A 22,862-nucleotide genomic window follows, 5' to 3' on the forward strand; every position below is an offset into this window, starting at 1 on the left:
GCAGATGTGGCCCGACACCCGCCGGACCGTATAGACATGGAGCAGGCGCTGACCTGGCCATTTCCTGCGATATGGAACCGCGTGAAATGCCATCTACAGCCGGATAGGGATTTACAAACCAGCGGTCGGCGGTCCGCCTCGCTGCGTGAGGCGCCGACGCCATCGTGGGCAGCGATTCGCCGTGAGCTGCGTCTGACACAGCGACTTCCCTCAGCCCGCCGACCCTCTTTGTCGGCGGGCCGCTCTACTCTCCAAAGCGTGGACGCGTATGGATCCAAAAGAGAGACCTCGATCGAGCATGTCCACTGAGCAACCGAGCGACGGCGAGTCACTTGCCGACCAGTACCCCGAGATCGCGCGGGAATGGGACTCAGAGCTGAACCACCCGCTGACGGCGAATATGGTCGCGCCGGGTAGCAAGCGGAAGGTCGGCTGGGTTTGCGCGAGATGCAAGTTCAAATGGCAGGCTCGCGTCAACAGCCGAACTGGCGGTGGTCACGGGTGCCCCGCCTGTGGCCGGCGTGCTGCCGGTAAAGCGAAGAGCGCCCCACGCCCAGGCGAATCGTTGGCAGAGAAGCTGCCCGACGTAGCAGCAGAGTGGCATCCCACCCTTAACGGTGACCTGACCCCCCATGACGTAGGTTTCTCGAGCAACAAAAGGGTTTGGTGGCTGTGTCGGTCGTGTGGAAACGAATGGCAGGTGCAGGTTTCCAACCGAAGACACGGCGCTGCTTGCAAGAAGTGTTCCAGCAAGGCGATGACCGTTCCCAAACCCGGCAATTCGCTCGCGGAGCGGTGTCCGTCTGTCGCGGCAGAGTGGCACCCGACGCTCAACGGTGACCTCACTCCATCGGATGTTGCCTTTTCCAAGAAGGAGAAGGCGTGGTGGATCTGCGCTCAATGCGGGAACGTGTGGGAGGCATCGATCGGTAACCGTGCCGCGGGCGGCGGATGTCCACCGTGCGGACGCAGGGCTGCGGCAAGCGCTATGCGCGGTCGCAAATTGCCTCGAGGTTCGAAACAGTCGGCGACTCCGGTGCGAAAGAAAACATTGCACAGCGTCCCGCGGCCGGGTGCCTCATTCGCAGATCGCTTTCCTGAAGTTGCCGCCGAGTGGCATCCCAGCCGGAACGGCGAGTTGACGCCAGACAAGGTCGGATACTCAAGCAACAAGAGAGCGTGGTGGCTGTGTCCTACATGCGGCAATGAGTGGGAAGCGGTTATCCAGAGTCGCGGCAATGGATCTGGCTGTCCAAAATGCGGCAGACGCCGAGCAGGAGTCGCTCTTGCCAAGCCAAAGCCGGGCGGCTCACTCGCAGAAGTGCTCCCTGCCGTGGCGGCTGAGTGGCACACCAAACGCAATGGCACATTGACGCCCGATCAGGTCGCTGCCCGAAGTCGTCGCAAGGCTTGGTGGCAATGTTCGACGTGCGGCAATGAGTGGGAAGCCGGAATCTACAGCCGCGCCAACGGTCACGGTTGCCGCGCCTGTGCCGATCGGCAACGTGGAATAGCGTTCAGCGCAGCGAAACCCGGCCAGTCGCTTGCAGAGCGGGATCCTGAACTCGCCGGCCAGTGGCATCCTCTCCGAAACGGTCCACTCCGTGCATCTGACGTCACAGCCAACAGCGGTCAGACAGTTTGGTGGGTCTGCGACAGACGACACGAATGGCGGGCCATGATTAACAACCGGCGCAAAGCTCGGGGATGCCCGAAGTGCACGCTGTGGGGAACAAGCGTTGAAGAAATACGCCTTCGACACGAGCTGCTGGCGGCGGGGGTTCCTATCGATCCGAACCACGAGGTGGTTCACAAAAAGTCTCGACGGGCGCTGAAGTGCGACATGATGTGTTCAGCTTGGAATGTAGTGATCGAGTTCGACGGCAACAGATTCCACAGGCTGCCAGCCAATGTCGAAAAGGACCGACGGAAGACGCAGTTGCTCACGGAGCAGGGCTGGATTGTGATCCGTGTGCGCGAAGGCCTACCGGCAATAGGTGAGCACGACGTCCTAGTACCGCTCTTCTCAAGCGAGATCACTCGAGCGAAGGCGGTCCTCAAAAGGCTCAAGAGTCTTGGCTACGGGGCAGCTGAATACGACGCTTACCTCGACACAGACCACCCGTGGGGCAGCGATGAAGCATCGGCCTACATAAAGCGGCGACGAATCGACAAATCTCTCGCGACCGTGCACCCCGATCTAGCGGACCAGTGGGATCCGGAGAGGAATGGTGCACTGACGCCCGCAGACGTGACACCAGGTAGCGGCGAACGGGTTTGGTGGATTTGTCCGACATGCGGGCATAGCTGGGCCGCAGTCGTTTACAGCCGAGCAGGCGGCGGGCATGGCTGCCCAGAGTGCGGTCGTCGCAGATCGTCGAAGCGCCGCAAGTAGATCTTGCCTTCGGCTAATCCGCTCCCCTGATGGCGGGCCGAGCCGTCACACTCGCGGTCTACCGGTGCGAGCATGGCCCGAACCAAGCCACTGCCGTTCAGGCTGGGTAAGTGGCAGAGGGCGCGTGGCGCCGCGGCGTCGATCGGTGACCCCGGTGTCACAACGGGAACCACTGCCGGATTTGGCACAGCCACAGATTCGGCGAGGGACGACACCCTTGATGACAGCAGCGCAGGCGGGATCCCCTTGATCCGCGAATCGGCCATCGAGTCCTCTCCAGTCGAGTTTCGCTGTCAACTGCGCACTGCAAGGTACGGGCGCCGGTGGGAGTAAGCGTCTTGGTGGCCCATCACCGTCCGCTTCTGTGCGCACCGACGGGTGCCGCAGCAGGTCGGTTGTTACCAGGCCACCACGCGGGAAATTACCTTCAATTCCGCAGGGTTGGAGTTGCCGTTTATTGGGCGAGAATGACCCGGATCCGCCCGGAATCGGTCAGTTCTCCCGGAACGGGAGACGATTCCTTGTCTGTTGTGCGACAAGCATTTTCGGGATTGAATCGGTGAGCGTAGGCAACGGCGTTTTGCAATCCGTTGGTCGCGGCTTCAAGCCCCGACAAAGCCCCACACTTCCTAGCCCGCAGTGCGCCGGTTGGTCAGTACCGCGCCACGGTAAATTCCCACCCGTGAGCGATGACAGAGTTCGAGTGCAGATCGGTGCGAGTGGCGTGGCCACTGTGACGATGGTTCGCGCAGACAAACACAATGCGCTTGACCACGCCATGTTCGAAGGCCTGGTACATGCCGCTGAAGAAGTCGCCGGCGCCGCTTCGGTTCGCGCGGTCGTGCTGCACGGCGAGGGCAAGAGTTTCTGCTCCGGACTCGACGTCGCAAGTTTTATGGACCGGCGCGGCGGGACGAGTGTGCTGCTCGGCCGGGACGACGAGCGCGAGGCCAACTTCGCGCAGCGTGTGACCTATGACTGGTCCTCGGTGCCGGCGCCGGTCATCGCCGCGATTCACGGCAATTGCTTCGGCGGCGGTCTGCAAATCGCGCTCGGCGCTGACATCCGGATCGCCGCGCCGGACGCAAAACTCTCCGTCATGGAGGTCAAGTGGGGCCTTGTGCCCGACATGGGCATCACGCAGACGCTTCCGCGGCTGGTGCCCATCGACGTCGCGAAGGAGCTGACGTTCACCGGCCGCATCGTCTCTGGGAGCGATGCTGTCGCGCTCGGACTGGTCACGCGCACTGCTGGCGATCCGCTCGCGGCGGCGCTGGCGCTCGCGGAGGAGATCGCCCAGAAGTCCCCCGATGCGGTGCGCGCGGCGAAACGCCTCTACAACGAGACCTGGGTCAGCAACGACGCCTCGGCCGCCCTGTCGCTCGAATCCGAGTTACAAACCGGGCTGATCGGCAAGCCCAACCAGATTGCCGCCGTCATGGCGGGCATGTCGGGAGAGCCACCGGTCTTCGCCGACCCGGAGTAATCGCGACCACACTTGGCTAGGGTTTGGTCCCATCTGGGCTCGTTGGGAGGTCGGGGCGACATGACCGAGGACGCGATCAGCATCGGCGGAGTCGACCTCACCGATCCCGACGTCTATCTGGCCGCTATGCCCTACGACGCGTTCCGCGAACTTCGACGGCACGCGCCCGTTGCCTGGCATCCCTACAAGAACAACGGGTTCTACGCGGTCACCGGTTATGACGAAGTCCTGGCCGTCTCCCGCGACAGCACCACCTGGTCGTCGCAGGCGGCCGGTGTGTTCTTTGACGTCCCGGGCCCGGAAGCGCAATACCAACTGTCGCTGATGATGCTCACGATGGACCCGCCACGACACACCCAGCTGCGCTCGCTGGTGAGCACGGGGTTCACCCCGCGCCAGGTCGCCCGGCTGCACGACCACGTCACAGAGATGGCGCGGGAGATCGTCGACGCCGTGGTCGAACGGGGCGAATGCGACTTCGTGTACGACATCGCCGGTGCGCTACCGTCATTCGTCATCGCCGAACTGTTGGGCATCCCGTTGGCCGACGGCCGACGCCTCTATGAGCTGACCGAGATCATGAACTCCGGCGCGGTCGGCGACATCCACGACCAGACACACGTCTTGGACGCGCAGATGCAGATGTTCCAGTACGGCACCGAACTCGCCGCACGCAAACGCGCCGAACCTGCCGACGATATCGCGACCTCACTGCTGCGCGCCGAGGTCGACGGCGAAAGCCTCACCGACCTCGAGTTCAACATGTTCTTCCTGCTGCTGATCAATGCCGGCGGCGACACCACCCGAAACCTCGTCGCCGCAGGCATTCTCGCGCTGCTGGACCACCCCGCCGAGCAGGCCCGCCTGGCCGCCGACCCCTCGCTGCTGCCGACCGCGATCGAGGAATTGCTGCGCTACACCAGCCCCGTAACGGTCTTTCTCCGCACCGCCACCAAGGACACCGAACTGGGCGGCATACCGATCAAAGCCGGTGAGCGCGTGGCGATGTTCTACCCCTCGGCCAACCGCGACGAGCGCCACTTCGCCGATCCCGACCGCCTCGACATCGGCCGCGCCCCTAACCCGCATCTGGCGTTCGGCGGTGGGGGCACCCACTTCTGCCTGGGCGCCAACCTCGCCCGTGTGGAGGCCTCGGCCATCATTCCCGAGGTGCTGTCACGGATGCCGGACCTCGAACTCGCCGGCCCAGTGCAACGTGTGCGGTCCAACCTCATGAACGGCATTCACGAAATGCCCGTTCGATTCACGCCTTCCCGCCGGGTCACCGTTTAGCCGCCGGCGCAGGACAACTCGAGGCGGTCCAGTCGCCGGACCAACAGGCTCGGCAGCCAGCGGCCCACATCACTGGCCTCGATATGCGTGGTCCGTTCGAGGAGTTGCCGAATCACGATCGTCGCCTCCAGGCGTGCGAGTGCCGCCCCGACGCAAAAATGCGCGCCCTTGCCGAAGCTGATGTGCCCCTTACCTCCAGGCCGGTCCAACCTGAACTCGTCCGGGCCGTCGAAGCGTGACGGATCGCGATTCGCCGCTCCCCACAACAACAGCAGTCGCGACCCCGCCCGAAGGTCCACACCGCACAGCGTCGTGTCGTTCACCACGTGACGGTAATGGCCCCGAAACGGCGGTTCCGTGCGCAGTACCTCCTCGAGAAACGCACCGAGCAGTTCGGGGTTTTCCCGCACCTGCTCCTGGATGTCGGGACGAGTGGCCAGAACCCAAGCCGCGGAGCCGATCAGCGACGCCGTGGATTCACCGCCGGCGCTGAACAAGATGATCATCATCCCCAGCGCGGTCTGCTCCTCCATCTCGCCCGACGCACACGCCATCGCCAGATCACCGAGCAGGTTGTCGCGCGGGTCGACAGCAGCCCGCCGAAATTGGTCGATGATGTAACCGGCGAGTTCTCCGACGGCGACGCCCGCCTCGGCCAGCTGGTCCTGGCCCACCAGGCCCTCCACGACTTGTGTTGCCGCATAACCCCACCGGACCAGCTTGTCGACATCCGCGTCGGGCACGCCGATGATCCGTCCCACGATCATCATCGGCAGGCGGTTGGCCATTGCGCTCATCCACTCGATGCGCCCATCCTGAAATGCAGAGACCCACAACCGCTCTGACGTTTCAGCAATGAACGGTTCGAACGCCCGAATCCGCTTGGCCGTCAACTGCCGCAGCACCGCCTTGCGATGCACCGCATGCGCGGGTTCGTCGGCGGTGGCCAACACATGGCTCTTGCCCCCCAGCCCTTCCATCTCGAACGCGCCGACCTCGCCGCCGGGCTGGTAGGTCATCGTCGCGGTCAGATTCGAGGAGAAATCCTCGGGCCGCGCGATCGCCTCGCTGACCGCTTCCCAACTGCACACCGCATGGAACCCCGACTCGCCGATCCGGTGCACCGGCGCGGTCTCCAACATCTCGCGGTACAGGGGATAGGGGTCCTGGATGCACTCGTCATCGAACAACGCAATGCCAAGCTGCCCGCCACGCCATCCCATGCGTCCACGCTGACCGCCCACCACAGGCTCGTCAAGGACCCGCGGCGAAGTTGAAAACCCAGTTCAACGCCTACGCCCGCCACCGTCTCACCGCATCCCACCCACGTGCACTAATGCTGAGATGTAGCGTCAATTTTGTCTCAGCACTGAGAAACGAGGAGGCAATGGTGGCACGAGACGACTGGCTTCTCGGCGGCGAGCGCCGCACCGCGGCCGCCGAGCGCATCTATGCCGCGGCCACCGACCTCGTCGTGCGCGAAGGCTTCGACGCCTTCGACATCGACACGTTGGCCACACGCGTGCACTGCTCACGCGCGACGATCTACCGCTACGCCGGCGGCAAAGCACAGATCCGCGACGCCGTGCTGTTGCGTCTGGCGGCTCGCGTCGTCGACTCCGTTCGCTCCGCGGTCCACGACCTCACCGGAACGCAGCGCGTCGTGAAGGCGATCACCGTTGCGCTGGAACACATCCGGGCGGACCCGATCCGCCCGATGATGATGAGCCTCAGCGCGGGAAGGGATCTGAGCGAGCTGCCGTCGTCGCCGGTGCTGGGCCGGTTGGCCGCGGACCTCACCGGCATCACCGCTGACGACCGTCAGGCCGCCCAATGGATCGTCCGCGTCGTCATGTCACTGGCGGTGTGGCCCGTCGGCGACGACGACTTCGAACGTCAAGTGGTGGAACGGTTCGTCGCTCCGGCGTTCGCCTGATGCGTTGTCACGCAACGATCGCGGTGTTGCACGGCACCTCGGCGGTCGCACCTTCACCACAGGTCAGCAGCGCCAGGTTCGGCGGGATCAGCGGCGACGGCGGCCACGTCGACGGCGGCGCCGGGATCAGCGGGAAGATGCTGTTGTTCTTCACTCCGGTCAGCCGCGCCACGATCTGCGCGGGAATGTTGGTCGCCACATACAACAGGTTGCCGACGATCTGCACCGGCACGATCGCCAGCCCGGCCAGCGCGCTGACCAAGAAGATGTCCTGATTGGCGATCGACCTCAGCTCATCGATCGTGTCGTAGGTGAACGTGTACACGAAGTACGGGATCGAGGTGAAGATCGTCCGGATAGCCAGGGTGACGTCGGTGGCGATATCCGGATAGCCGTTCATGGCGATCGCGTCGAACAGCGCCTGGTGCAGATCGACCGGGTCGACATCGCTGTCGCCGAGCGTGGTCAGCGAGACACCGTCGGAATACGCGGGTGGCGGTGCGCCGAAGAGGTCCAACACCGTCGGCGTCGTATCGACGATCTCGTACTGCAGGTTCATGAACCCCTCTTGGAAGTCCGAACCCCGCGCGATCACGAACGTCGATGTCTCCGAAGGTGTTTGGAACCCGTGCCCGAAGCCCTGCTGCGGCTGGTGGCCGTGGTCGGTCACCACGATCACGGTCCAGCTTTCACACAGACCGGGGTTGCACTTCTCGCGCTCGGCGATCTCGGCCATGATCGCGCCGATGTTCTCGTCGACGTTGCGGATGGCCTCGGCGTACTGCGGCGACGCGCCCCCGTACTCGTGTCCGTTCTCGTCGACGCCGACGAAGTAGGTGAACATGAACGTCGGGGTGCCGTTCTGGACGTCTCTGATCGCCTCGACGGTCACGGCGCCGACGGCATCGTCGGTGAGCAACCAGTTCGTGTCGCCGGGCACCCGGGGAACGAAGTGGATCTGGTCGGCGGGAATCGATCCGGCATTCGCGATGTCGGCGATGACGTTCCAGTTGGCGATCGCGATGGTCTCGATGTTCGGGTCGTGTGTCTCGAGCATGTTGAACACCGTCGGATACCGGTTGTACGGCCCCGGCGTGAACACGTTGTTCACGACACCCGTGGTCTCACCCCACACCCCGGTCAGGATCGCCGTCCACGAGGGGTTGGAGATCGTGGTGTGGCCGACGATGCTCGAGGCCGCGGTGGTGCCCTCGTCCATCAGCGCAAAGAAGTGGTCGTTCTCGGGGTCGGAGAGGATCCGGCCCAGGTTGGTGCCGTCGACGCCGATCACCAGCACGTAGGGCGTGCCGTTGGCTTGTGCCGAGGGCCCCGAGATCTGCGTGACGGTGTACTGCGCGGCCGGCGGTGCCGTGTGCTGCCTCAGGGCCTGCTCGAACTCACCACGCGCCGCCGCCAGCATCGCCCACAGCCCGGGCATCTGAAGCGGCACCTCGGTGCCCAGGCCCATCAGCGGCCGCAGCACCGAAGCCACCGTCTCACTGACGAGGCTGACCAGCGTGGGCCGCGGCTGGGCCGGAACCGTCACCGGCGCAACCTCCGGGACCGTCATGGTCGTGAACGTCGTCGTCGAATTGGACTGCGTGGTCGATGCCTTCGGCGCGACGTCTTCGGTGTCGGTGACCTTGGCCGCGGCGGTGACGTCCGGTTGCGACGCCGGTTCTTCTTGTTGCTGGGTGAACCGTTCGACGGTCGCATTGACGTAGGACTGGACCTCGTCGGCGAAATCTCGGCTGCCCGAGCGTGTCTCATCGCCGCTCGACGTCTCGTTCTCCGCTGCGTCCTCCTCCGTCAGCGACGTATCCGCGTCGTCTTCGGCTTCTTTGAGGTCTTCGGTGCCGTCGTCGTCCGTGGCGTCATCGTCGAGGGCGTCATCGTCGAGGGCGGAGTCCTCGGTGACGTCAGACAAATCAGCGTCGTCGGCGTCGTCGGACTGTTCGGTCGTCGTCGAATCCTCTGCACCCGAAGGCTCACTGGTCGATGACACGCTCGAGGTCGAGGACTCACTGGTCGACGACGAACTGCTCTCCGACGACGAGTTCGAGGTGTCCGCGAACGCAACGGCCGGAGCGTTCGCGATGGCGACGCCAACGCCCAATGTCACCGCTAATGCTCCGACGCGACCGATGTAGTTGGCGTAGCCCATGACGGTTTCCTTCCGTACCCACGTCCCCGAACGTGGTGGAGCAGAAATTTGACGTTTGCAGCAAATTACCGCTTCCGGCGCGTGGTGTACGCCGCTTTCAGGAACAAGTGACAGCGGCCGTCACTCCGGGAGGGCATGGCTGTAGCCGACCTCGGCGCTGTACACGTAATAAGGGGCGAAACACTCCAGCGTGCCCCCGGCGCGCACGACCACCAGAACCCGGTCGAGTTCGTCGTCGTCCTGAATTCGCTCGAAGAACCTCGCCAAGTGAGCCAACTCTGCGCCGTCGACCATGATCTCGTGAGTCACCCGGTTCCGTCTGGCGGTCCCGCACGGGTTGGTCATCGGCGGTTCCGGCAGATAGGCCTGCAACCTTGGCTCGTCGTCCTCCGACGACCCGCACGCGTGGGCCCCGCCCATCCACGGAAAGTAGGCCACCTCCTGGCATCCTCCGCAAACCGGCCATGAGGTCATGGAAGCGGTCAAAACAATCCTCTTTCAGGCAAAACGTGATGATCGATTCCCGACTATTTTACCTGGCCACGCCGACAAAAACGGGACCGAGGACGTCGTCGCCGGCTTCGCGGACGCCCGTGCCGAACGAGGCCTTTCAGCAAAGACTATTTGGTCGGGCGGAGCACAACCACGCCCGGCACGGTCTGCAGGTACTCGGCCAGCGGCTGGTCGATGACCTTCTCGTGCGCGCGCAACGACGAGGCGTTCCGGAACACCGGCCCGTCCGGTGTCTCAACGAAGATGCCGACGTGGGTGACGTCGAGGCCGCCGTCTTCGGCGAACGCCCCGATGTAGTCACCCGTGCGCAGTTGGCTCAGCACGCCGCCGTCGACCTGCGCGCTGGGAATGTAGGACACCGTTCGCGGGACCACCGGCAACCCGGGCAGGTACTGCCCGCCCGAATCCTTCTGGTTGAGGTTCTTGTGCACCGCGACCGCGTTGGGAGTCAAGGTCGCCGTGAGGTCGGTCGCGACCGCGGGTGTGTCGGCGGCCCAGTCAGTGAAGAAGTGCTTCCTGTTCTGGAACGCGACGACGCCGTCTTTGTAGCGCACATCGATGAGCGCGTCGATGAACTCCTCGCGGTTGCTCGCCCGCTTCAGCGCCTCGACGTAGTCAGCGTAGGTGAAGCAGTCCACCTTCTCCAGCTCAACGACCAGCTGCTCGGGTTCTGTCGCCGAGCCGACCAATGTGTCTGCGCCATAAGGTGTTCCGAGGAACTGTCGCGACACCGCTTCGGCCCCAACTGATCCCGCCATGTCCTTGCTCGCCGTCAACATCCGGTCGAGGATCTGCTCGCTGCGGTCGGAGATCCGGACAGCCGGCGACGTCTGGGACGCAAGGTAGGCCTCGACGGGAATCGGCGCGGCCTCCGAGTAACCGACCGGTAGGAGCACATCACCCGTCGTCGTCTTGTAATAGACCTCCCACCGGTGATATCCGGTGAACACGGCGGGATCGGCGGCCAGTGCAGCGGCGTAGTCATTGATGGCACGCACGTAGTTGTTCGAGTTGTTGTACCGGTACAGCGCGTAATCGCGGTTTCCGGTGAACCCGTTGGCGGCCAGGTAGCGTCCCGCCGCCATGATGCTGTCGCGCGGCGAGTGGATGTCTCCACCCGCGCCGAATGCGGCGAACGTGGCGGGCATGAACTGCATCGGACCCTGCGCGCCCGCGGTGCTCACTCCGGCGATCCGTCCGAAGGCGGTTTCGACGAAGTTGATCGCCGCCAGATAGTTCCAGCCGACACCGAATTCCGCTTCGGCCTCGCGGTAGTAGTCCATGAGTTCGGCTGCCGGTGTGGGGGCGACGATCCGCCACGCCGGCAGCGTGTCCTTCGGCCGGCTCATCACGCCGAGCTCCCGACGCGCGTTGACATTGAGGTCGTAAACCGTCAGGAGCTCGGACGGAATCCGCGGACGCACGATCGGGTCCCATTCGGGATGGTGTCCGATGGCCCGGTAGGCCGCTTGCTGCCGGTGCGCCGCCGCCGTCAGCACCGCCTCCGAAGACGACGGGTCGCGCAACGCACGTTCGTCGCCCACCAGGTCATCGGCGATGTTGACGGGGTCGGACGCGAGTTCGCGGCGCGGGGGCTCGGTTGCGGGTGCCGGGGTCTCGGGCGCCGCCGTCGTCGTGGCGGCGGTATCCGGCCTGTCACTGGTCGAGCATCCGACCAGGGCCAACAACACCATGGCGGTGCCCGCGACAGCAGCAGCAATCCTGGCGGCGTCAAAGCGGGGCGCTCCGGCATTCATTGCCGTCGGAGTTTAGCGTCGCCGACCGCGGAGCGTTCGTGTCGGCGGCTCAGGATTGGTGGTGTTCCGGGCAGAAGTACAGCCGAGCACCGGCCACGATGAAGTTCGACAGCGTTTCGTCTTTCGTCGTGCTGTCCAACTTCTCGGCCACCGCCGTCGCATCGGCGCCACGCTCGAACTGGGTGCATACGTCGCGGGCCAGGGTGCTCAGGGTCGTGCAGTTGCCGGTGAAACCCACCGAGGTCATGCTGCGGCAGAAATCGTCCTCGGGTGATGCGGCAGCATGCGGTGCGGCCAACACCACGCCGATCATTACCACCAACAGCGCTGTGAGTCGCGCAAGCATCGTCATGTCACCTCATTCCTACCCGCGACTACCCGGTTCGGGTCGCGGCGCACGCGATTGGATGCAGATCGAGATAGGAGCGTGACCGGCGTGGTGACAGACTGCACCCATGGCGTGGGATTTCAGCACCGAACCGGAATTTCAGGACAAGCTCGACTGGGTCAAACAGTTCTGCGAGGAAAAGGTCGAGCCGCTCGATCACGTGTTTCCGTACGCGGTGCGCTCCCCGGACCCCGCCGTGAAGGCCTATGTGCGTGAGCTGCAGCAGGAAGTCAAAGACCAGGGGCTGTGGGCGATCTTTCTCGACGAGGAACTCGGCGGCCCTGGCTACGGGCAGCTCAAGCTCGGCCTGCTCAACGAGGTCATCGGACGCTACGCCGGCGCCCCACACATGTTCGGCGCGTCGGCCCCCGACACCGGCAACATGGAGATGCTCGCCGCCTACGGCACCGAGGAGCAGAAGGAACGCTGGCTCAAGCCGCTGCTCAACCAGGACATGTTCTCGGCCTACTCGATGACCGAACCGCAGGGCGGTAGCGACCCCAGCCTGTTCAAGACCCATGCCGTGCGCGACGGCGACGAGTGGGTGATCAACGGCGAGAAGTGGTTCACCTCAGCGGGCCGCGTCGCCGACATTCTCTTCGTGATGTGCACCAACGGGATGTTCGTGGTGCCGCGCAAGACCCCGGGTGTGGAGATCATGCCCGAACCCCGCAACCACAACCACATCATCTACCGCGACGTGCGGGTGCCACTCGACCATCTCCTCGGCCCGGAGGACGGAGCCCGGGTGCTGGCGCAACGCCGGCTCGGCGGCGGGCGCATCCACCACGCCATGCGAACGATCGCCCAGTGCAACCTCGCGTTCGACATGATGTGCGAGCGGGCGCTGAGCCGCGAATCCCACGGCAAGGTCATCTCCGAACACCAGATGGTGCAGGAGAAGATCGCCGAGTCCTACGCGATGATCAAGATGCTGCGGCTGTTCGTGCTCGAGACGGCGTGGAAGATCGACCAGACCTCCACCCAGGAAGCCCGCACCGACATCGCTGCCGTCAAGTTCACGATGGCGCGCGTGCTGCGGGAGGTGTCGTTCAACGCGCTGCACATCCTCGGCTCACTGGGCACCACCGATCTCACCCCGATCCAGGCCATGTACGCCGGCGCGCCGACGATGGGCATCGCCGATGGCGTCGACGAGGTGCACAAAGCCACCGTCGCGCGTCGGGTGCTGCGCGACTACGAGCCGCACGAGGGCCACTTCCCGACGGAGTTCCTGCCCTACAAGCGCGAGGCCGCGCGCCAGAAGTTGCAACCCGTGCTGGACGCGCGCCCGGAGTTGGCCGCCGCTGCCGAGGCCTACCAGAAGTACCTGTCGCGGCGTCGCTGAACCTGCTCGCGGAGGCGGCGCCTAGGGTGAACCCATGCGAATCGCCATCGCCATCGTCGGTGTGATCGTCGCGCTGTTCGGGCTGCTGTTCGCGCTGCAGGGCTTCGGCGTGGTCGGTGGCAGCCCGATGAGCAACACCACGACGTGGTCCATCCTGGGTCCACTTATCGCGCTGGTCGGGGTCGCGTTGGTGGTCGGCGCGCTGCGCCGCAAGCCGTAGACCGGAAATTTTCTTCACATCGCTCGGGGCTGTAACTACTACGGCCGAACGAGCGATGAAACTGTCGAGCGCCGCGACTGCTGGAACAGGCACCAGTGTTGGGGGAGTCGCCGCGCATGTTTTGAAGGAGCAGACGCACGATGGGTGCACCCCTTGAATTTTGCTCAAAGCGTGGCGTGGTCGCCGTCCTGGCGTCCGGAATTGTCATCTCACTGACAGCCCTTACCGGTGGCGTGGCACCGGCATTGGCCCAGCCCGGATCCGACGACTCGAGTGGGCCGACGACCACCATCGTGGCGCCGACGCCGAAGCGCACCGCGCCGGAGGCCAAAGAGGAGGCTCCCAAACGGGAGGCTCCGGAACAGAAGACGCAGGCCCCGGCGGTAGAGACGCCGACGCAGGCCCCGAAGCCGCAGACGCAGGCACCGCCGCCGCAGACGCAGGCGCCGCAGACGCAGGCGCCGCAGACGCCGACGCAGGCCCCGCAGACGCAGCAGGCGCCGACGCAGGCCCCGGCCGTCGGCGCGCCCAAGCCTGAGCCGCAGGAGCCGAAGACGCAGGCACCGAAGACGCAGGCACCGAAGACGACCGCTAGCACGACGGTGCAGCAGACCACCGAACCGGCCGTCGCACCTGAGCCGGAGCCGTCGACCACCGCCGAGCGCACACCCGCCAGCTCCGCCGCGCCCAGCAGCGAGAGCAAGGTCGCGCGCACGACGGACGCCGACAGCGATGCGCCGCAGACGACGTCGGGCACGTCGGTGCCCCCGTCGGAGGCCCTCGCGCCGGCGACCGAGTCCAGCGAGGCGCCCACTAGCGAGACGCCCACCAGCGAATCGGCCACCTCGGAGACCGACAGCGAGACCCGCGACGAGGAATCCGAGACGCCGACCGTGTCGATCTCGCAGGCCGCCAAGCAGATCGAGATGCTGGAGCCGGAGACGCTGGAGGCCCCGGCCGAGGACGTGCAGCTGGCCAAGCGCGCCGAGCCGATCTTCGAGGAGCAGCCCGAACCGGCCGCCGAAGACGACGTCGCCGCGTTCGCGAACTCGATCGAAACCAGCCTGAAGATCCCGGGCCTGGACATCGGGGCGAGCGCCAAGACCGAGTTCGGTGTCGATCGTCGCATCGAGAGTCGAGTCGAGTACGTCAGCAACGTGCGCCAGTGGCGGCCGGATTGGATCGAGTACGACGAGTACTACCGTCCGATCATCGCCAACCCGTTCCGGGCTCCGGTGCGCATCGTCTACGTCTACGACATGCGGCCCCGCATCATGTACATCCCGCCGCTGTCCCGGATCGTGCTGGAAGCCGCCCGGTTCGCCGCCTACAGCTTCACCGCGGCGATCCTCAACCCGGTCAATGCGGCCATCGACACCATGCAGGCCATCACCAACATCGCGGTGGGCAGCTTCTTCGGTGGCGGCTACTACCCGGGTGCCGGGCTGCCGTTGCCGCCGCCTCCGCCGCCGGTGCTGCGCTACGACAACGTGCCCGTCCAGGTGCGCTACTCGGATGCGACCTACGAACCCTTCCGGGTCCGCAGGATCGTCGATGTCGGCGAGGACGCCCGTTTCGGTGAGCGCAAGGTCCTGCTCGACGGCGCGACGCCGGCATGGGGTGTGTGGACCCAGACGCCAAGCGGTGAACGGCAATTCGAGGTGCACCGCACCCAGCAGTTCCCGGGCCTGGAGGAACCCCAGGAAGGTCCGCTGCCCGGTGACTACCAGTTGCGGCTGGCATCCGATGAGTCCTCGTCGGCCGGCCTGACCGGACGCGACGTGTTCCTGATGGTCGCCGCCGGGGTGATCGGCACGCTGGGCTTCGGTGCCATCGGCATGGCGTTCTACCTCGGACGTCGGCGGCCCGAACACTGAGAGCGCGCCTCGGGCATCGACCCCGTCGAAAAAAGGTGCATGATGGGACGATGCCCGAGGTTCGCGTGGGGCCGCTGCTCCGCCACGTCGGTGAAACCGATGCGACCATCTGGGTCGAGACGGACACACCGTGTCAGGTCGAGGTGCTGGGCAACCGCACGGAGACGTTCGAGGTCGAAGGGCACCACTTCGCGATCGTCTGCGTGACGGACCTGGACCCCGGTCGAGAGCACCCCTACGAGGTTCACCTCGACGGCCAGAAAGCTTGGCCCCCAGCCGATTACGAGTTCCCGCAGCCGCGGGTGCGGCTGATGCCGCGCGACGGCTCGCTGCGGCTGATGTTCGGCTCGTGCCGCGCGTCGGCCCCGCATCGTCCGCCCCACACCTACCAGCACTGGTGGCACCCCAAGGGCAAGGGCATCGACGTGCTCCGCACATACGGCATGCGGATGCTGCGCCAGCCGTCGGCGCTGTGGCCCGACGCGATGCTGATGATGGGTGACCAGCTCTACGCCGACCAGGTCAACGACACCATCAAGGACCTGGTCGCCGACCGCGAGGTGCACGCCGACGGGCCCGTCGAGGTGCTCGAGGACTTCGAGGAGTACTGCATCGGCTACTGGGACGCCTGGCGCGACCCCGTGGTGCGGTGGATGCTCTCGACGGTGCCGACCTCGATGATGTTCGACGACCACGAGATCAACGACAAATGGAACACCTCGCAGGCCTGGCGCGACCAGATGCGCAAGACCGACTGGTACCAGACCCGGATCATCGGCGGGCTGATGGCGTACTGGGTGTATCAGCACCTGGGCAACATGTCGCCCACCGAGCTGGCCAAGGACCAGACGTTCCAGCGGGTGCTCGAGACGCGGCAGGGCACCGAGGCGGTCCGCGAGCTCGCGCAGACGGCCGAAAAGGACGACGGCGTCTCACATTTCAGCATGTGCCGCGACTTGGGTTCGGCGCGCCTGATCGTCGTCGACGCCCGCTCCGGACGTCAACTACAACCGGGGCGCCGCCAGATCACCACCGACGAGGAATGGGACTGGATCACCTCCAACGTCGACGGCACCTATGAGCATCTGCTGTTCGCCAGTTCGCTGCCGATCCTGTTGCCCTACGGCATGCACCACATCGAAGCCTGGACGGAGGCCGTCAGCGACGGCGCATGGGGCAACCGGCTGTCGGGGCTGGGGGAGAAGGTGCGCATCACTGCCAACCTCGACCACTGGGCCTGCTTCCAGGACAGCTATCGACGCTTCGAGGATCTGGTCATCGACGTGGTCAGCGGTAAGCGGGGTCGGGCGCCCGACACGATGGTGCTGTTCGGCGGCGACGTGCACCACTGCTGGGTGACCGAGGTTGACGCGCCCGACGCCGGTGCCAATGTGGCCACCAAGGTATGGCAGGTGGTGTGCTCGGGGTTGCGCAAGGAGCCGTCGGCGGTCGAACGTGTTGTGCTGCGGCTCGGCCACACCCGGTTCGTCGAGTCCATCGGCAAGGCGCTCGCCCGGACCACGAAGGTGGGGATGCCGCGGCTTCGGTGGCGACCCGTCACGATGCCGCACTTCCGTAACCAGGTCGGGACGCTGGAGATCGCCGGCGGGGAGATGGGCGTGCGCATCGAGAAGGTCACCGGCGGCTGGCGCAAACCACAGCTGACCACCGTGATCGAGCACAAACTGCTCTGACTTTGGCGATTTCGGTGCGCAAACCATCGCTGAGCGCAGGTAAGCGCACCGAAATCGCCTTCAGCCGGCGCCCTTTCCGTTGTCGACTCGGTACACCGCGCCGTGGATCGCGGCGGCGTCGTCGCTGGCCAGAAATGCGATCGCCTTGGCCACGTCGACGGTGTCCATGAACCCGCGTGGCGACGCGATCCGCATGATCAGGTCCCAGTCGGCGTTGTCGGGCGCGGTGAACTCGGTGGTCTGGGCGGTGGGCATACCGCCGGGACAGACGGCGTTCACCCGGAGTTTCTCCTTGGTGTACTCGACGGCCAGCGCGCGGGTCAGGCCGACGAGTCCGTGTTTGGCTGCGCAGTAGCCGGCCGAGTACACCTCGCCTTCCACACCCGCGATCGACGAGACGTTGACGATGTTGCCGCCGGCCTCCAGCAGGTGCGGCAGCGCCGCGCGGCACAGGTAGAACGGCCCGTTGAGGTTCACCGCGAGATCGCGGGCCCAGTCCTCGTCGCTCATCGTCGTGGTGTGGCGCATCTGGTGGAAGCCGGCGACGTTGACCAGAACGTCGAGCCGGCCGAACGCCGCCACGCACTGCGCCACCGCGTCGCGGCACGCCTGTGAGGAGGTGACGTCCACCGACGCGTACCGGCCGCCCGGTACGGACTCGAAGACCTCCGCCATCCGTTCGGCGTCGCGCGCGATACCGAACACCGTCGCGCCGCGCTCGGCGAACAGCTGCGCGACCGCGGCGCCCAAACCCGCCGACGCGCCTGTGACCAATGTGACCTTGCCGCTCAGTGACGTCATGGTTGAAGACCTTCTCACGGCCCGCCGGACACCCGGTGAGACGGCGGTATCGCGGCCAGCAACACACGGGTGTAGTCGCGCTCGGGTGCGGCGAACAGGTCGGCGGCCGGACGGTACTCGATGCGGGCGCCGTCGCGCATGACCAGCACGTCATGGCTCATCTGCTGCACGACGGCCAGGTCATGCGCGATGAACAGATAGGTCAACCCCAGCTCACGCTGCAGCCGGGTCAACAGGTCGAGCACCCGAGCCTGCACCGAAACATCGAGTGACGCAGTGGCTTCGTCGAAGATCACCAGATCGGGTTCGACGGCCAGGGCCCGCGCGATCGACACGCGTTGCCGTTCACCGCCGGACAACTCGTGCGGATAGCGGCCGGCGAACGACGTCGGCAGCCCGACCAGGTCCAGCAGTTCCTCGACACGGGTCCGGCGGGCCTGCCTGCCCCGCGCGAGCCGGTGCACCATCAACGGTTCACCGATCGAAGTGCCCACCCGCGCACGCGGATTCAGCGACGAGAACGGGTCCTGCAACACCAGGCTGATCCGTCGGCGCACCGCCTTGACCGCCGAGCGCCGCACGCCGATCACGTCGGCGCCACCGATGGTCGCGGTGCCCGCATCGGGTTCGACCAGACCGGTCAGCGCTGCGGCCACCGTCGACTTCCCCGAACCGGATTCCCCGACCAGCCCCAGCGTGCTGCCGCGCCTGATGCGAAACGACAGGTCATCCACCGCATGTACGGTGCGCTTGCCGCTGGCCGTGGAGACCCGGTACCGCACATCGAGGCCGGCGACGTCCAGCAGCACCTCGGTGCCGGAGACCGGCTCCGGGCCGGTGTGGCCGATCACCGGCCGCGCGGCCAACAGCTCACGGGTGTAGGCATGCTGCGGACGGTCGAAGACGTCGGTGATCGTGGCCTGCTCGACGGCCCGACCCTGCTGCAGCACCGTGACGTCGTCGGCCACTTGGCCGATCACACCGAGGTCGTGGCTGATCCACACCACCGCGGTGGCGAAGTCACGCTGCAAATCCCTTACCAGCGTGACGATCTGCGCCTGCGTCGTCACGTCGAGCGCGGTGGTCGGTTCGTCGGCGATCAGCAGTTGCGGGTCGCAGGCCATCGCGACCGCGATCATCACCCGTTGTCGCTGCCCGCCCGAGAGTTGATGCGGATAGCTGTCCAGCCGTGCCTCGGGATCGGGCAGACCCACCGCCTCCAACAGTTCAAGCGCCCGGCTGCGCGCCTGCCGCCGGGTCGAACGGCGATGTGTCTCAACCGATTCGGTGATCTGGCGTTCGATGGTCAGCAGCGGGTTCAGCGACGTGGAGGGGTCCTGGAACACGAACCCGATGCGGCCGCCGTGCACGCTGCGCAGCAGCCGCGCCGACGCGCCGACCAACTGCACGGCACCCTTGTCCGCGGTGGCGCCCAGCGTGCTCTCACCGGTGACGACGGCACCGGGTGCGTCGAGCAGTCCGGTGGCGGCCAACGCCGTCATGGTTTTGCCCGACCCGGATTCGCCGACGATGCCCAGCGTCTGTTCGGGGTGCACGTCGAACGACACGCCGCGCACGATCTCGCGTCGACCGATCGCCACCCGCAGATCGCGCACGCTGAGTGTGGGGTCCGTCATTGCTTTCTCCGGGCCTCGATCATGGTGCGCTGCTTGGGATCCAGCACGTCACGCAGACCGTCGCCGAGCAGGTTGAACGCAAGCACCGTGACCACGATCGCGGCGCCAGGCACCACCGCCATCCACCACGCCAGCGTCACGAAACCCTGAGAGTCGAAGATCATCCGGCCAAGCGACGGCTGCGGCGGCTGGATACCCAGCCCGAGAAACGACAACGCGGCCTCGGCCAGGATCGCGAACGCCAGCGACAGCGACGTCTGAACCACCAGCGGCCCAGCGATGTTCGGCAGGATATGCCGGCCGAGGATGTAGAGGTTGCCGGTGCCCATGCTCTGCGACGCCGCGACGAACGGCTCGGTACGCACGCTCAACGTGCTGCCCCTGGCCACCCGCGCGAAGATCGGGGTGTAGACGATGCCGATCGCCAACATCGTCGTCGTCACGCCCGGGCCCAGGATCGCCACCACGGCCAACGCCAGAATCAGCACCGGGAACGCGAACATCACATCGACGACGCGCATCAACACCGCGTCCAACCAGCCGCGGCGGTAACCGGATACGACGCCGACCGTCACACCGACGATCACCGCGAACGCCACGCTGACCACCGCCACCCGCAGCGACGCCTGGACCGCGACCAGCACCCGCGACAACACGTCGCGGCCCAACTCGTCGGTGCCGAACCAGTGCGCGGCGCCGGGCGGCTGCAGCGCGTTGGGCACGTCGACATCGTTGACGCCATAGGGGGCAAGCCAATCCGCGCCGATCGCGACGAACACGACGACGGCGAGCACCGTCGCGCTGACGGCCGTGACCGGGTTGCCCAGCAGCAGCCGCCAGAACGGCACCCGCGTTCCTGTGTCGGCGTTCATGACAGCCGGATCCTCGGGTCGACGACGGCGTACAGCGCGTCCACGATCAGGTTGATGAGCAGGAACAGGGCGGCGATCAGCAGCACCGCGCCCTGGATCACCGGGTAATCCCGTGCCGCGACGGCGTTGTAGACCAACCGGCCCAGTCCGGGCCACGCGAACACCACCTCGACCACGATGACCCCGCCCAGGATCGTCGCCAGCTGAATGCCGGTGATCGTCAAAATCGGGATGAGCGCGTTGCGCACCGTGTGCCGAAACGTCACCACCGTGGGCGACAACCCCTTCGACCTGGCGGTGCGGACATAGCCGGTGGCGGCGACCTCGAGCACCGCCGAACGCACATACCTGGTCATGATCGCCGCGGCGACCAGCGCGACCGTCAACGCGGGCAACACGATGTGGCGCAGCCAGCCGGCCGGGTCCTGCAACAGCGGCCGGTAGCCCGACGTCGGCAACCAGCCCAGCGTCGTCGCGAACAGCGCGATCAACAGGATGCCCATCCAGAAGTCGGGGATCGACACGCCGAACTGGCTGCCCATCCGCACGATCGCGTCGCTGAGCCGGCCCTCGTGCAGCGCCGACCAGATCCCGGCGGGCAGCGCGATCAGCAGGGCGAGAAGGACGCCGACCATGGCCAGCGACACCGTCGCGGGCAGCCGTTCGAGCAGGATCAGCGTCACCGGATCGCCGTTGCGAAAGCTCACCCCGAGATCGCCGGTCAGCGCCGAGCCGAGGTAGCCGAAGAACTGCTGCCACATCGGCTTGTCCAGCCCGCTGGCCTGGCGCAGCGCCTCGTAGGCCTCCGGGGTGTAGCGGGTACCCAGCGCGATGCGGACCGGGTCGCCGGGCACGAGGTGCACGAGGGTGAACACCACCACGACGACCCCGACCATCACCACCGCCGAGTACAGCAGCCGGCGCGCCAGGAACCGCAGCACGGGATGCGTCATGACCGTTGTCCCAAATCCGCTGTGCGGAAACGCACTGCGGCGTCGCGGCGGGCGTCATAGCCGGTCAGCTCGGGGTTCCAGGCCTGGATCACCGACGGGTTGTACAGGAAGATGTAGCTGACCTTGTCTGCGATCAGCGTGGCCGCCTTGTCGTACAGCGCGCCGCGGGCTTGGCGGTCGGTCTCGACCCGCCCGGCGTCGAGCAGCCGGTCCACCTCGGGGTCGGAGAACTTCTGCGCGTTGCTGGTGCCGTTCGAGTGGTGCTGGGCGTAGTAGAAGTCGTCGGGGTCGATGTTGCCCAGCCAACCCATCATCAACATGTCGAAGTTGCCGGTGTTCTGCTCGTCGAGCCAGGTGGCGAAGTCGACGGTGCGGATGCTCACCGTGATACCAAGCGGCGCAAGGTTATCGGCGATGATCTGCGCGGCGGTCACGGTCTCGGGATACTCGCTGGTGACCAGCAGGTCGAGGTTGACGTCGCCGACGCCCGCCTCGTCCAGCAGCCGCTGTGCGGTCTCGATGTCGTAGCGGTAGCGGTCATAAGGCGTGTACCACGGGTTGCCTTCGGGGATCGCGAGTTGGTTGGCGGTCGCGGTGCCGTAGCTGGTGGCCGCGACGATCGCGTCGCGGTCGATGCCGTAGGCGATCGCCTGGCGCACCCGCACGTCGTCCCAGGGTTGGCGGGCCTCGTTGAGCGCCAGGTACCAGTAGTCGTTGCTGGGGGTGACGGCAAGGGCGATCGAGTCGTCCTCACGCAACTGCGCGACGCGTTGGGTCGGAACCGAATCGGTCCAGTCGACTTCACCGGCCTGCAGCGCCGAGAGCGCCGTGGACGGTTCGGAGATGAACCGGAACGTGACGCCCGAAATCGGCGGTGGCCCATCCCAGTACGACGGGTTGGCCTTGAGCGTGATCGAGTCACCGCTCTTGTGGGCCAGAAACGAGAACGGCCCGGTGCCGACCGGGTGCGTGGCGATCTGACCGGATTCGACGTTTTCACGCGACACGATCGCCATGCCCTTGAAGCCGCCGAGGTTGGTCAGCAGGTTCGGGGTCGGGCGGTCCAAATGGACGACGACGGTGTGCGGGTCGGGCGCGGTGACGTCGACGACGGCGCTGAACTTGTCGACGTTGGCCAGCTTTTCGTCCATGATCCGGCGGTAGGAGTACACGACGTCCTCGGCGGTGAGCGGGCTGCCGTCGTGGAAGGTGACCCCGCCGCGCAACGGAAAGGTCCAGGTGAGTTGGTCGGCGCTGACCGTCCAGGACTCGGCCAGCGCCGGGCGCATCTCGAGGTTTTCGTCGGGCTCGACCAGCGTGTCGAAGACGTTCTCCAACACCTCGAAGGAGAAGTAGGCCGTGGTCTTGTGCGGGTCGAGTTGGTCGGGTTCACCGGAGATGGCGGCGATGAGGTTGCCTGCCACGTCGTCGCCGAGGTCGACCCGCTGACCGGGTGAGCACGCCGTGACGGTGAGAATCAGGGTGGCGATGGTGGCGACCGCCGCCGCCACCGCCCGCCGTTTCATGT

General features: G+C 65.9%; 19 protein-coding genes and 1 pseudogene. 9 read left to right on the plus strand and 11 right to left on the minus strand.

Annotated elements, in window-relative coordinates; all coding sequences use genetic code 11:
* The first annotated feature begins 298 nt into the window (after nucleotides 1-298).
* The 3 genes from ABQE93_RS17440 to ABQE93_RS17450 all read left to right on the plus strand — a co-directional run bounded on the left by ABQE93_RS17440 (nucleotide 299) and on the right by ABQE93_RS17450 (nucleotide 5,174).
* Entirely contained in the window at nucleotides 299-2,395 is a 2,097-nt protein-coding gene (locus tag ABQE93_RS17440) for a zinc-ribbon domain-containing protein (RefSeq protein WP_448412428.1), read from the plus strand.
* A gap of 682 nt (nucleotides 2,396-3,077) precedes the next feature.
* Nucleotides 3,078-3,881 (plus strand): crotonase/enoyl-CoA hydratase family protein, encoded by an 804-nt coding sequence (locus ABQE93_RS17445; protein ID WP_448409362.1) that lies wholly within the window; start codon nucleotides 3,078-3,080, stop codon nucleotides 3,879-3,881.
* A gap of 60 nt (nucleotides 3,882-3,941) precedes the next feature.
* Complete coding sequence (locus ABQE93_RS17450) at nucleotides 3,942-5,174, plus strand: cytochrome P450 (protein ID WP_448409360.1); 1,233 nt, start codon at nucleotides 3,942-3,944, stop codon at nucleotides 5,172-5,174.
* Here ABQE93_RS17450 and ABQE93_RS17455 read toward each other — a convergent pair.
* On the minus strand, nucleotides 5,171-6,397 hold the full coding sequence (locus ABQE93_RS17455; RefSeq protein ID WP_448409358.1) for a cytochrome P450: 1,227 nt from the start codon (nucleotides 6,395-6,397) through the stop codon (nucleotides 5,171-5,173). The two genes, ABQE93_RS17450 and ABQE93_RS17455, sit on opposite strands and share 4 nt — an antisense overlap.
* A gap of 167 nt (nucleotides 6,398-6,564) precedes the next feature.
* Here ABQE93_RS17455 and ABQE93_RS17460 point away from each other — a divergent pair, with 167 nt between their 5' ends.
* Nucleotides 6,565-7,110: a TetR/AcrR family transcriptional regulator gene (locus ABQE93_RS17460; protein WP_448409356.1), complete on the plus strand. Its 546-nt coding sequence runs from the start codon at nucleotides 6,565-6,567 to the stop codon at nucleotides 7,108-7,110.
* 7 nt (nucleotides 7,111-7,117) lie between these two features.
* On the opposite strand, the gene ABQE93_RS17465 is transcribed toward ABQE93_RS17460, so the two are convergent.
* Complete coding sequence (locus tag ABQE93_RS17465; RefSeq protein WP_448409354.1) at nucleotides 7,118-9,037, minus strand: alkaline phosphatase family protein; 1,920 nt, start codon at nucleotides 9,035-9,037, stop codon at nucleotides 7,118-7,120.
* Here ABQE93_RS17465 and ABQE93_RS17470 point away from each other — a divergent pair.
* Complete coding sequence (locus ABQE93_RS17470; RefSeq protein ID WP_448409353.1) at nucleotides 9,024-9,260, plus strand: hypothetical protein; 237 nt, start codon at nucleotides 9,024-9,026, stop codon at nucleotides 9,258-9,260. The genes ABQE93_RS17465 and ABQE93_RS17470 overlap by 14 nt on opposite strands.
* Before the next feature lie 134 nt (nucleotides 9,261-9,394).
* Here the strand turns inward: ABQE93_RS17470 and ABQE93_RS17475 are convergent, their stop codons facing one another.
* The 4 genes and pseudogenes from ABQE93_RS17475 to ABQE93_RS17490 all read right to left on the minus strand — a co-directional run bounded on the left by ABQE93_RS17475 (nucleotide 9,395) and on the right by ABQE93_RS17490 (nucleotide 11,896).
* Nucleotides 9,395-9,712 (minus strand): hypothetical protein, encoded by a 318-nt coding sequence (locus ABQE93_RS17475; protein WP_448409351.1) that lies wholly within the window; start codon nucleotides 9,710-9,712, stop codon nucleotides 9,395-9,397.
* A gap of 182 nt (nucleotides 9,713-9,894) precedes the next feature.
* On the minus strand, nucleotides 9,895-10,566 hold the full coding sequence (locus ABQE93_RS17480) for a DUF1460 domain-containing protein (protein ID WP_448412436.1): 672 nt from the start codon (nucleotides 10,564-10,566) through the stop codon (nucleotides 9,895-9,897).
* Between the two features lie 54 nt (nucleotides 10,567-10,620).
* Nucleotides 10,621-11,544: pseudogene (locus tag ABQE93_RS17485) on the minus strand (transglycosylase SLT domain-containing protein); the annotation flags it as partial.
* 49 nt (nucleotides 11,545-11,593) lie between these two features.
* Entirely contained in the window at nucleotides 11,594-11,896 is a 303-nt protein-coding gene (locus tag ABQE93_RS17490; protein ID WP_448409349.1) for a DUF732 domain-containing protein, read from the minus strand.
* A 103-nt stretch (nucleotides 11,897-11,999) separates the two neighbouring features.
* On the opposite strand from ABQE93_RS17490, the gene ABQE93_RS17495 reads away from it, so the two are divergent.
* The 4 genes from ABQE93_RS17495 (at nucleotide 12,000) to ABQE93_RS17510 (ending at nucleotide 17,071) form a co-directional block, all read left to right on the plus strand.
* Nucleotides 12,000-13,280: an acyl-CoA dehydrogenase family protein gene (locus ABQE93_RS17495; protein WP_448409348.1), complete on the plus strand. Its 1,281-nt coding sequence runs from the start codon at nucleotides 12,000-12,002 to the stop codon at nucleotides 13,278-13,280.
* 34 nt (nucleotides 13,281-13,314) lie between these two features.
* Complete coding sequence (locus tag ABQE93_RS17500; protein WP_448409347.1) at nucleotides 13,315-13,500, plus strand: hypothetical protein; 186 nt, start codon at nucleotides 13,315-13,317, stop codon at nucleotides 13,498-13,500.
* Between the two features lie 176 nt (nucleotides 13,501-13,676).
* Nucleotides 13,677-15,377 (plus strand): hypothetical protein, encoded by a 1,701-nt coding sequence (locus ABQE93_RS17505; protein WP_448409345.1) that lies wholly within the window; start codon nucleotides 13,677-13,679, stop codon nucleotides 15,375-15,377.
* 50 nt (nucleotides 15,378-15,427) lie between these two features.
* Nucleotides 15,428-17,071 carry a DUF7800 domain-containing protein gene (locus ABQE93_RS17510; RefSeq protein WP_448409343.1) on the plus strand — a complete coding sequence of 548 codons (1,644 nt, stop codon included), beginning with the start codon at nucleotides 15,428-15,430 and terminating at the stop codon, nucleotides 17,069-17,071.
* Nucleotides 17,072-17,131: 60 nt separating this feature from the next.
* On the opposite strand, the gene ABQE93_RS17515 is transcribed toward ABQE93_RS17510, so the two are convergent.
* From ABQE93_RS17515 to ABQE93_RS17535, 5 genes are read right to left on the minus strand one after another with little or no spacing between them, the layout of a single operon-like run.
* On the minus strand, nucleotides 17,132-17,872 hold the full coding sequence (locus ABQE93_RS17515; protein ID WP_448409341.1) for an SDR family NAD(P)-dependent oxidoreductase: 741 nt from the start codon (nucleotides 17,870-17,872) through the stop codon (nucleotides 17,132-17,134).
* A 14-nt stretch (nucleotides 17,873-17,886) separates the two neighbouring features.
* Nucleotides 17,887-19,509 (minus strand): dipeptide ABC transporter ATP-binding protein, encoded by a 1,623-nt coding sequence (locus ABQE93_RS17520; RefSeq protein ID WP_448409339.1) that lies wholly within the window; start codon nucleotides 19,507-19,509, stop codon nucleotides 17,887-17,889.
* Nucleotides 19,506-20,381, minus strand: a complete 876-nt coding sequence (locus tag ABQE93_RS17525; protein ID WP_448409337.1) for an ABC transporter permease — start codon at nucleotides 20,379-20,381, stop codon at nucleotides 19,506-19,508. The genes ABQE93_RS17520 and ABQE93_RS17525 overlap by 4 nt, the downstream gene beginning before the upstream one ends.
* Complete coding sequence (locus tag ABQE93_RS17530) at nucleotides 20,378-21,334, minus strand: ABC transporter permease (RefSeq protein WP_448409336.1); 957 nt, start codon at nucleotides 21,332-21,334, stop codon at nucleotides 20,378-20,380. The genes ABQE93_RS17525 and ABQE93_RS17530 overlap by 4 nt, the downstream gene beginning before the upstream one ends.
* Entirely contained in the window at nucleotides 21,331-22,860 is a 1,530-nt protein-coding gene (locus ABQE93_RS17535) for an ABC transporter substrate-binding protein (RefSeq protein WP_448409335.1), read from the minus strand. Before ABQE93_RS17535 ends, ABQE93_RS17530 begins: the two co-directional genes overlap by 4 nt.
* Nucleotides 22,861-22,862: the final 2 nt, after the last annotated feature.

The organism is Mycolicibacterium sp. XJ662 (genome assembly GCF_053484035.1).

Bases quoted from the DNA above. Each gene is read 5' to 3' on its own strand.
- ABQE93_RS17520 (WP_448409339.1), bottom strand. From the start codon at position 19,509: ATGACGGACCCCACACTCAGCGTGCGCGATCTGCGGGTGGCGATCGGT.
- ABQE93_RS17525 (WP_448409337.1), bottom strand. From the start codon at position 20,381: ATGAACGCCGACACAGGAACGCGGGTGCCGTTCTGGCGGCTGCTGCTG.
- ABQE93_RS17455 (WP_448409358.1), bottom strand. From the start codon at position 6,397: ATGGGATGGCGTGGCGGGCAGCTTGGCATTGCGTTGTTCGATGACGAG.
- ABQE93_RS17515 (WP_448409341.1), bottom strand. From the start codon at position 17,872: ATGACGTCACTGAGCGGCAAGGTCACATTGGTCACAGGCGCGTCGGCG.
- ABQE93_RS17480 (WP_448412436.1), bottom strand. From the start codon at position 10,566: ATGTTGACGGCGAGCAAGGACATGGCGGGATCAGTTGGGGCCGAAGCG.
- ABQE93_RS17500 (WP_448409347.1), top strand. From the start codon at position 13,315: ATGCGAATCGCCATCGCCATCGTCGGTGTGATCGTCGCGCTGTTCGGG.
- ABQE93_RS17490 (WP_448409349.1), bottom strand. From the start codon at position 11,896: ATGACGATGCTTGCGCGACTCACAGCGCTGTTGGTGGTAATGATCGGC.
- ABQE93_RS17510 (WP_448409343.1), top strand. From the start codon at position 15,428: ATGCCCGAGGTTCGCGTGGGGCCGCTGCTCCGCCACGTCGGTGAAACC.
- ABQE93_RS17535 (WP_448409335.1), bottom strand. From the start codon at position 22,860: ATGAAACGGCGGGCGGTGGCGGCGGCGGTCGCCACCATCGCCACCCTG.
- ABQE93_RS17530 (WP_448409336.1), bottom strand. From the start codon at position 21,334: ATGACGCATCCCGTGCTGCGGTTCCTGGCGCGCCGGCTGCTGTACTCG.
- ABQE93_RS17440 (WP_448412428.1), top strand. From the start codon at position 299: ATGTCCACTGAGCAACCGAGCGACGGCGAGTCACTTGCCGACCAGTAC.
- ABQE93_RS17450 (WP_448409360.1), top strand. From the start codon at position 3,942: ATGACCGAGGACGCGATCAGCATCGGCGGAGTCGACCTCACCGATCCC.
- ABQE93_RS17495 (WP_448409348.1), top strand. From the start codon at position 12,000: ATGGCGTGGGATTTCAGCACCGAACCGGAATTTCAGGACAAGCTCGAC.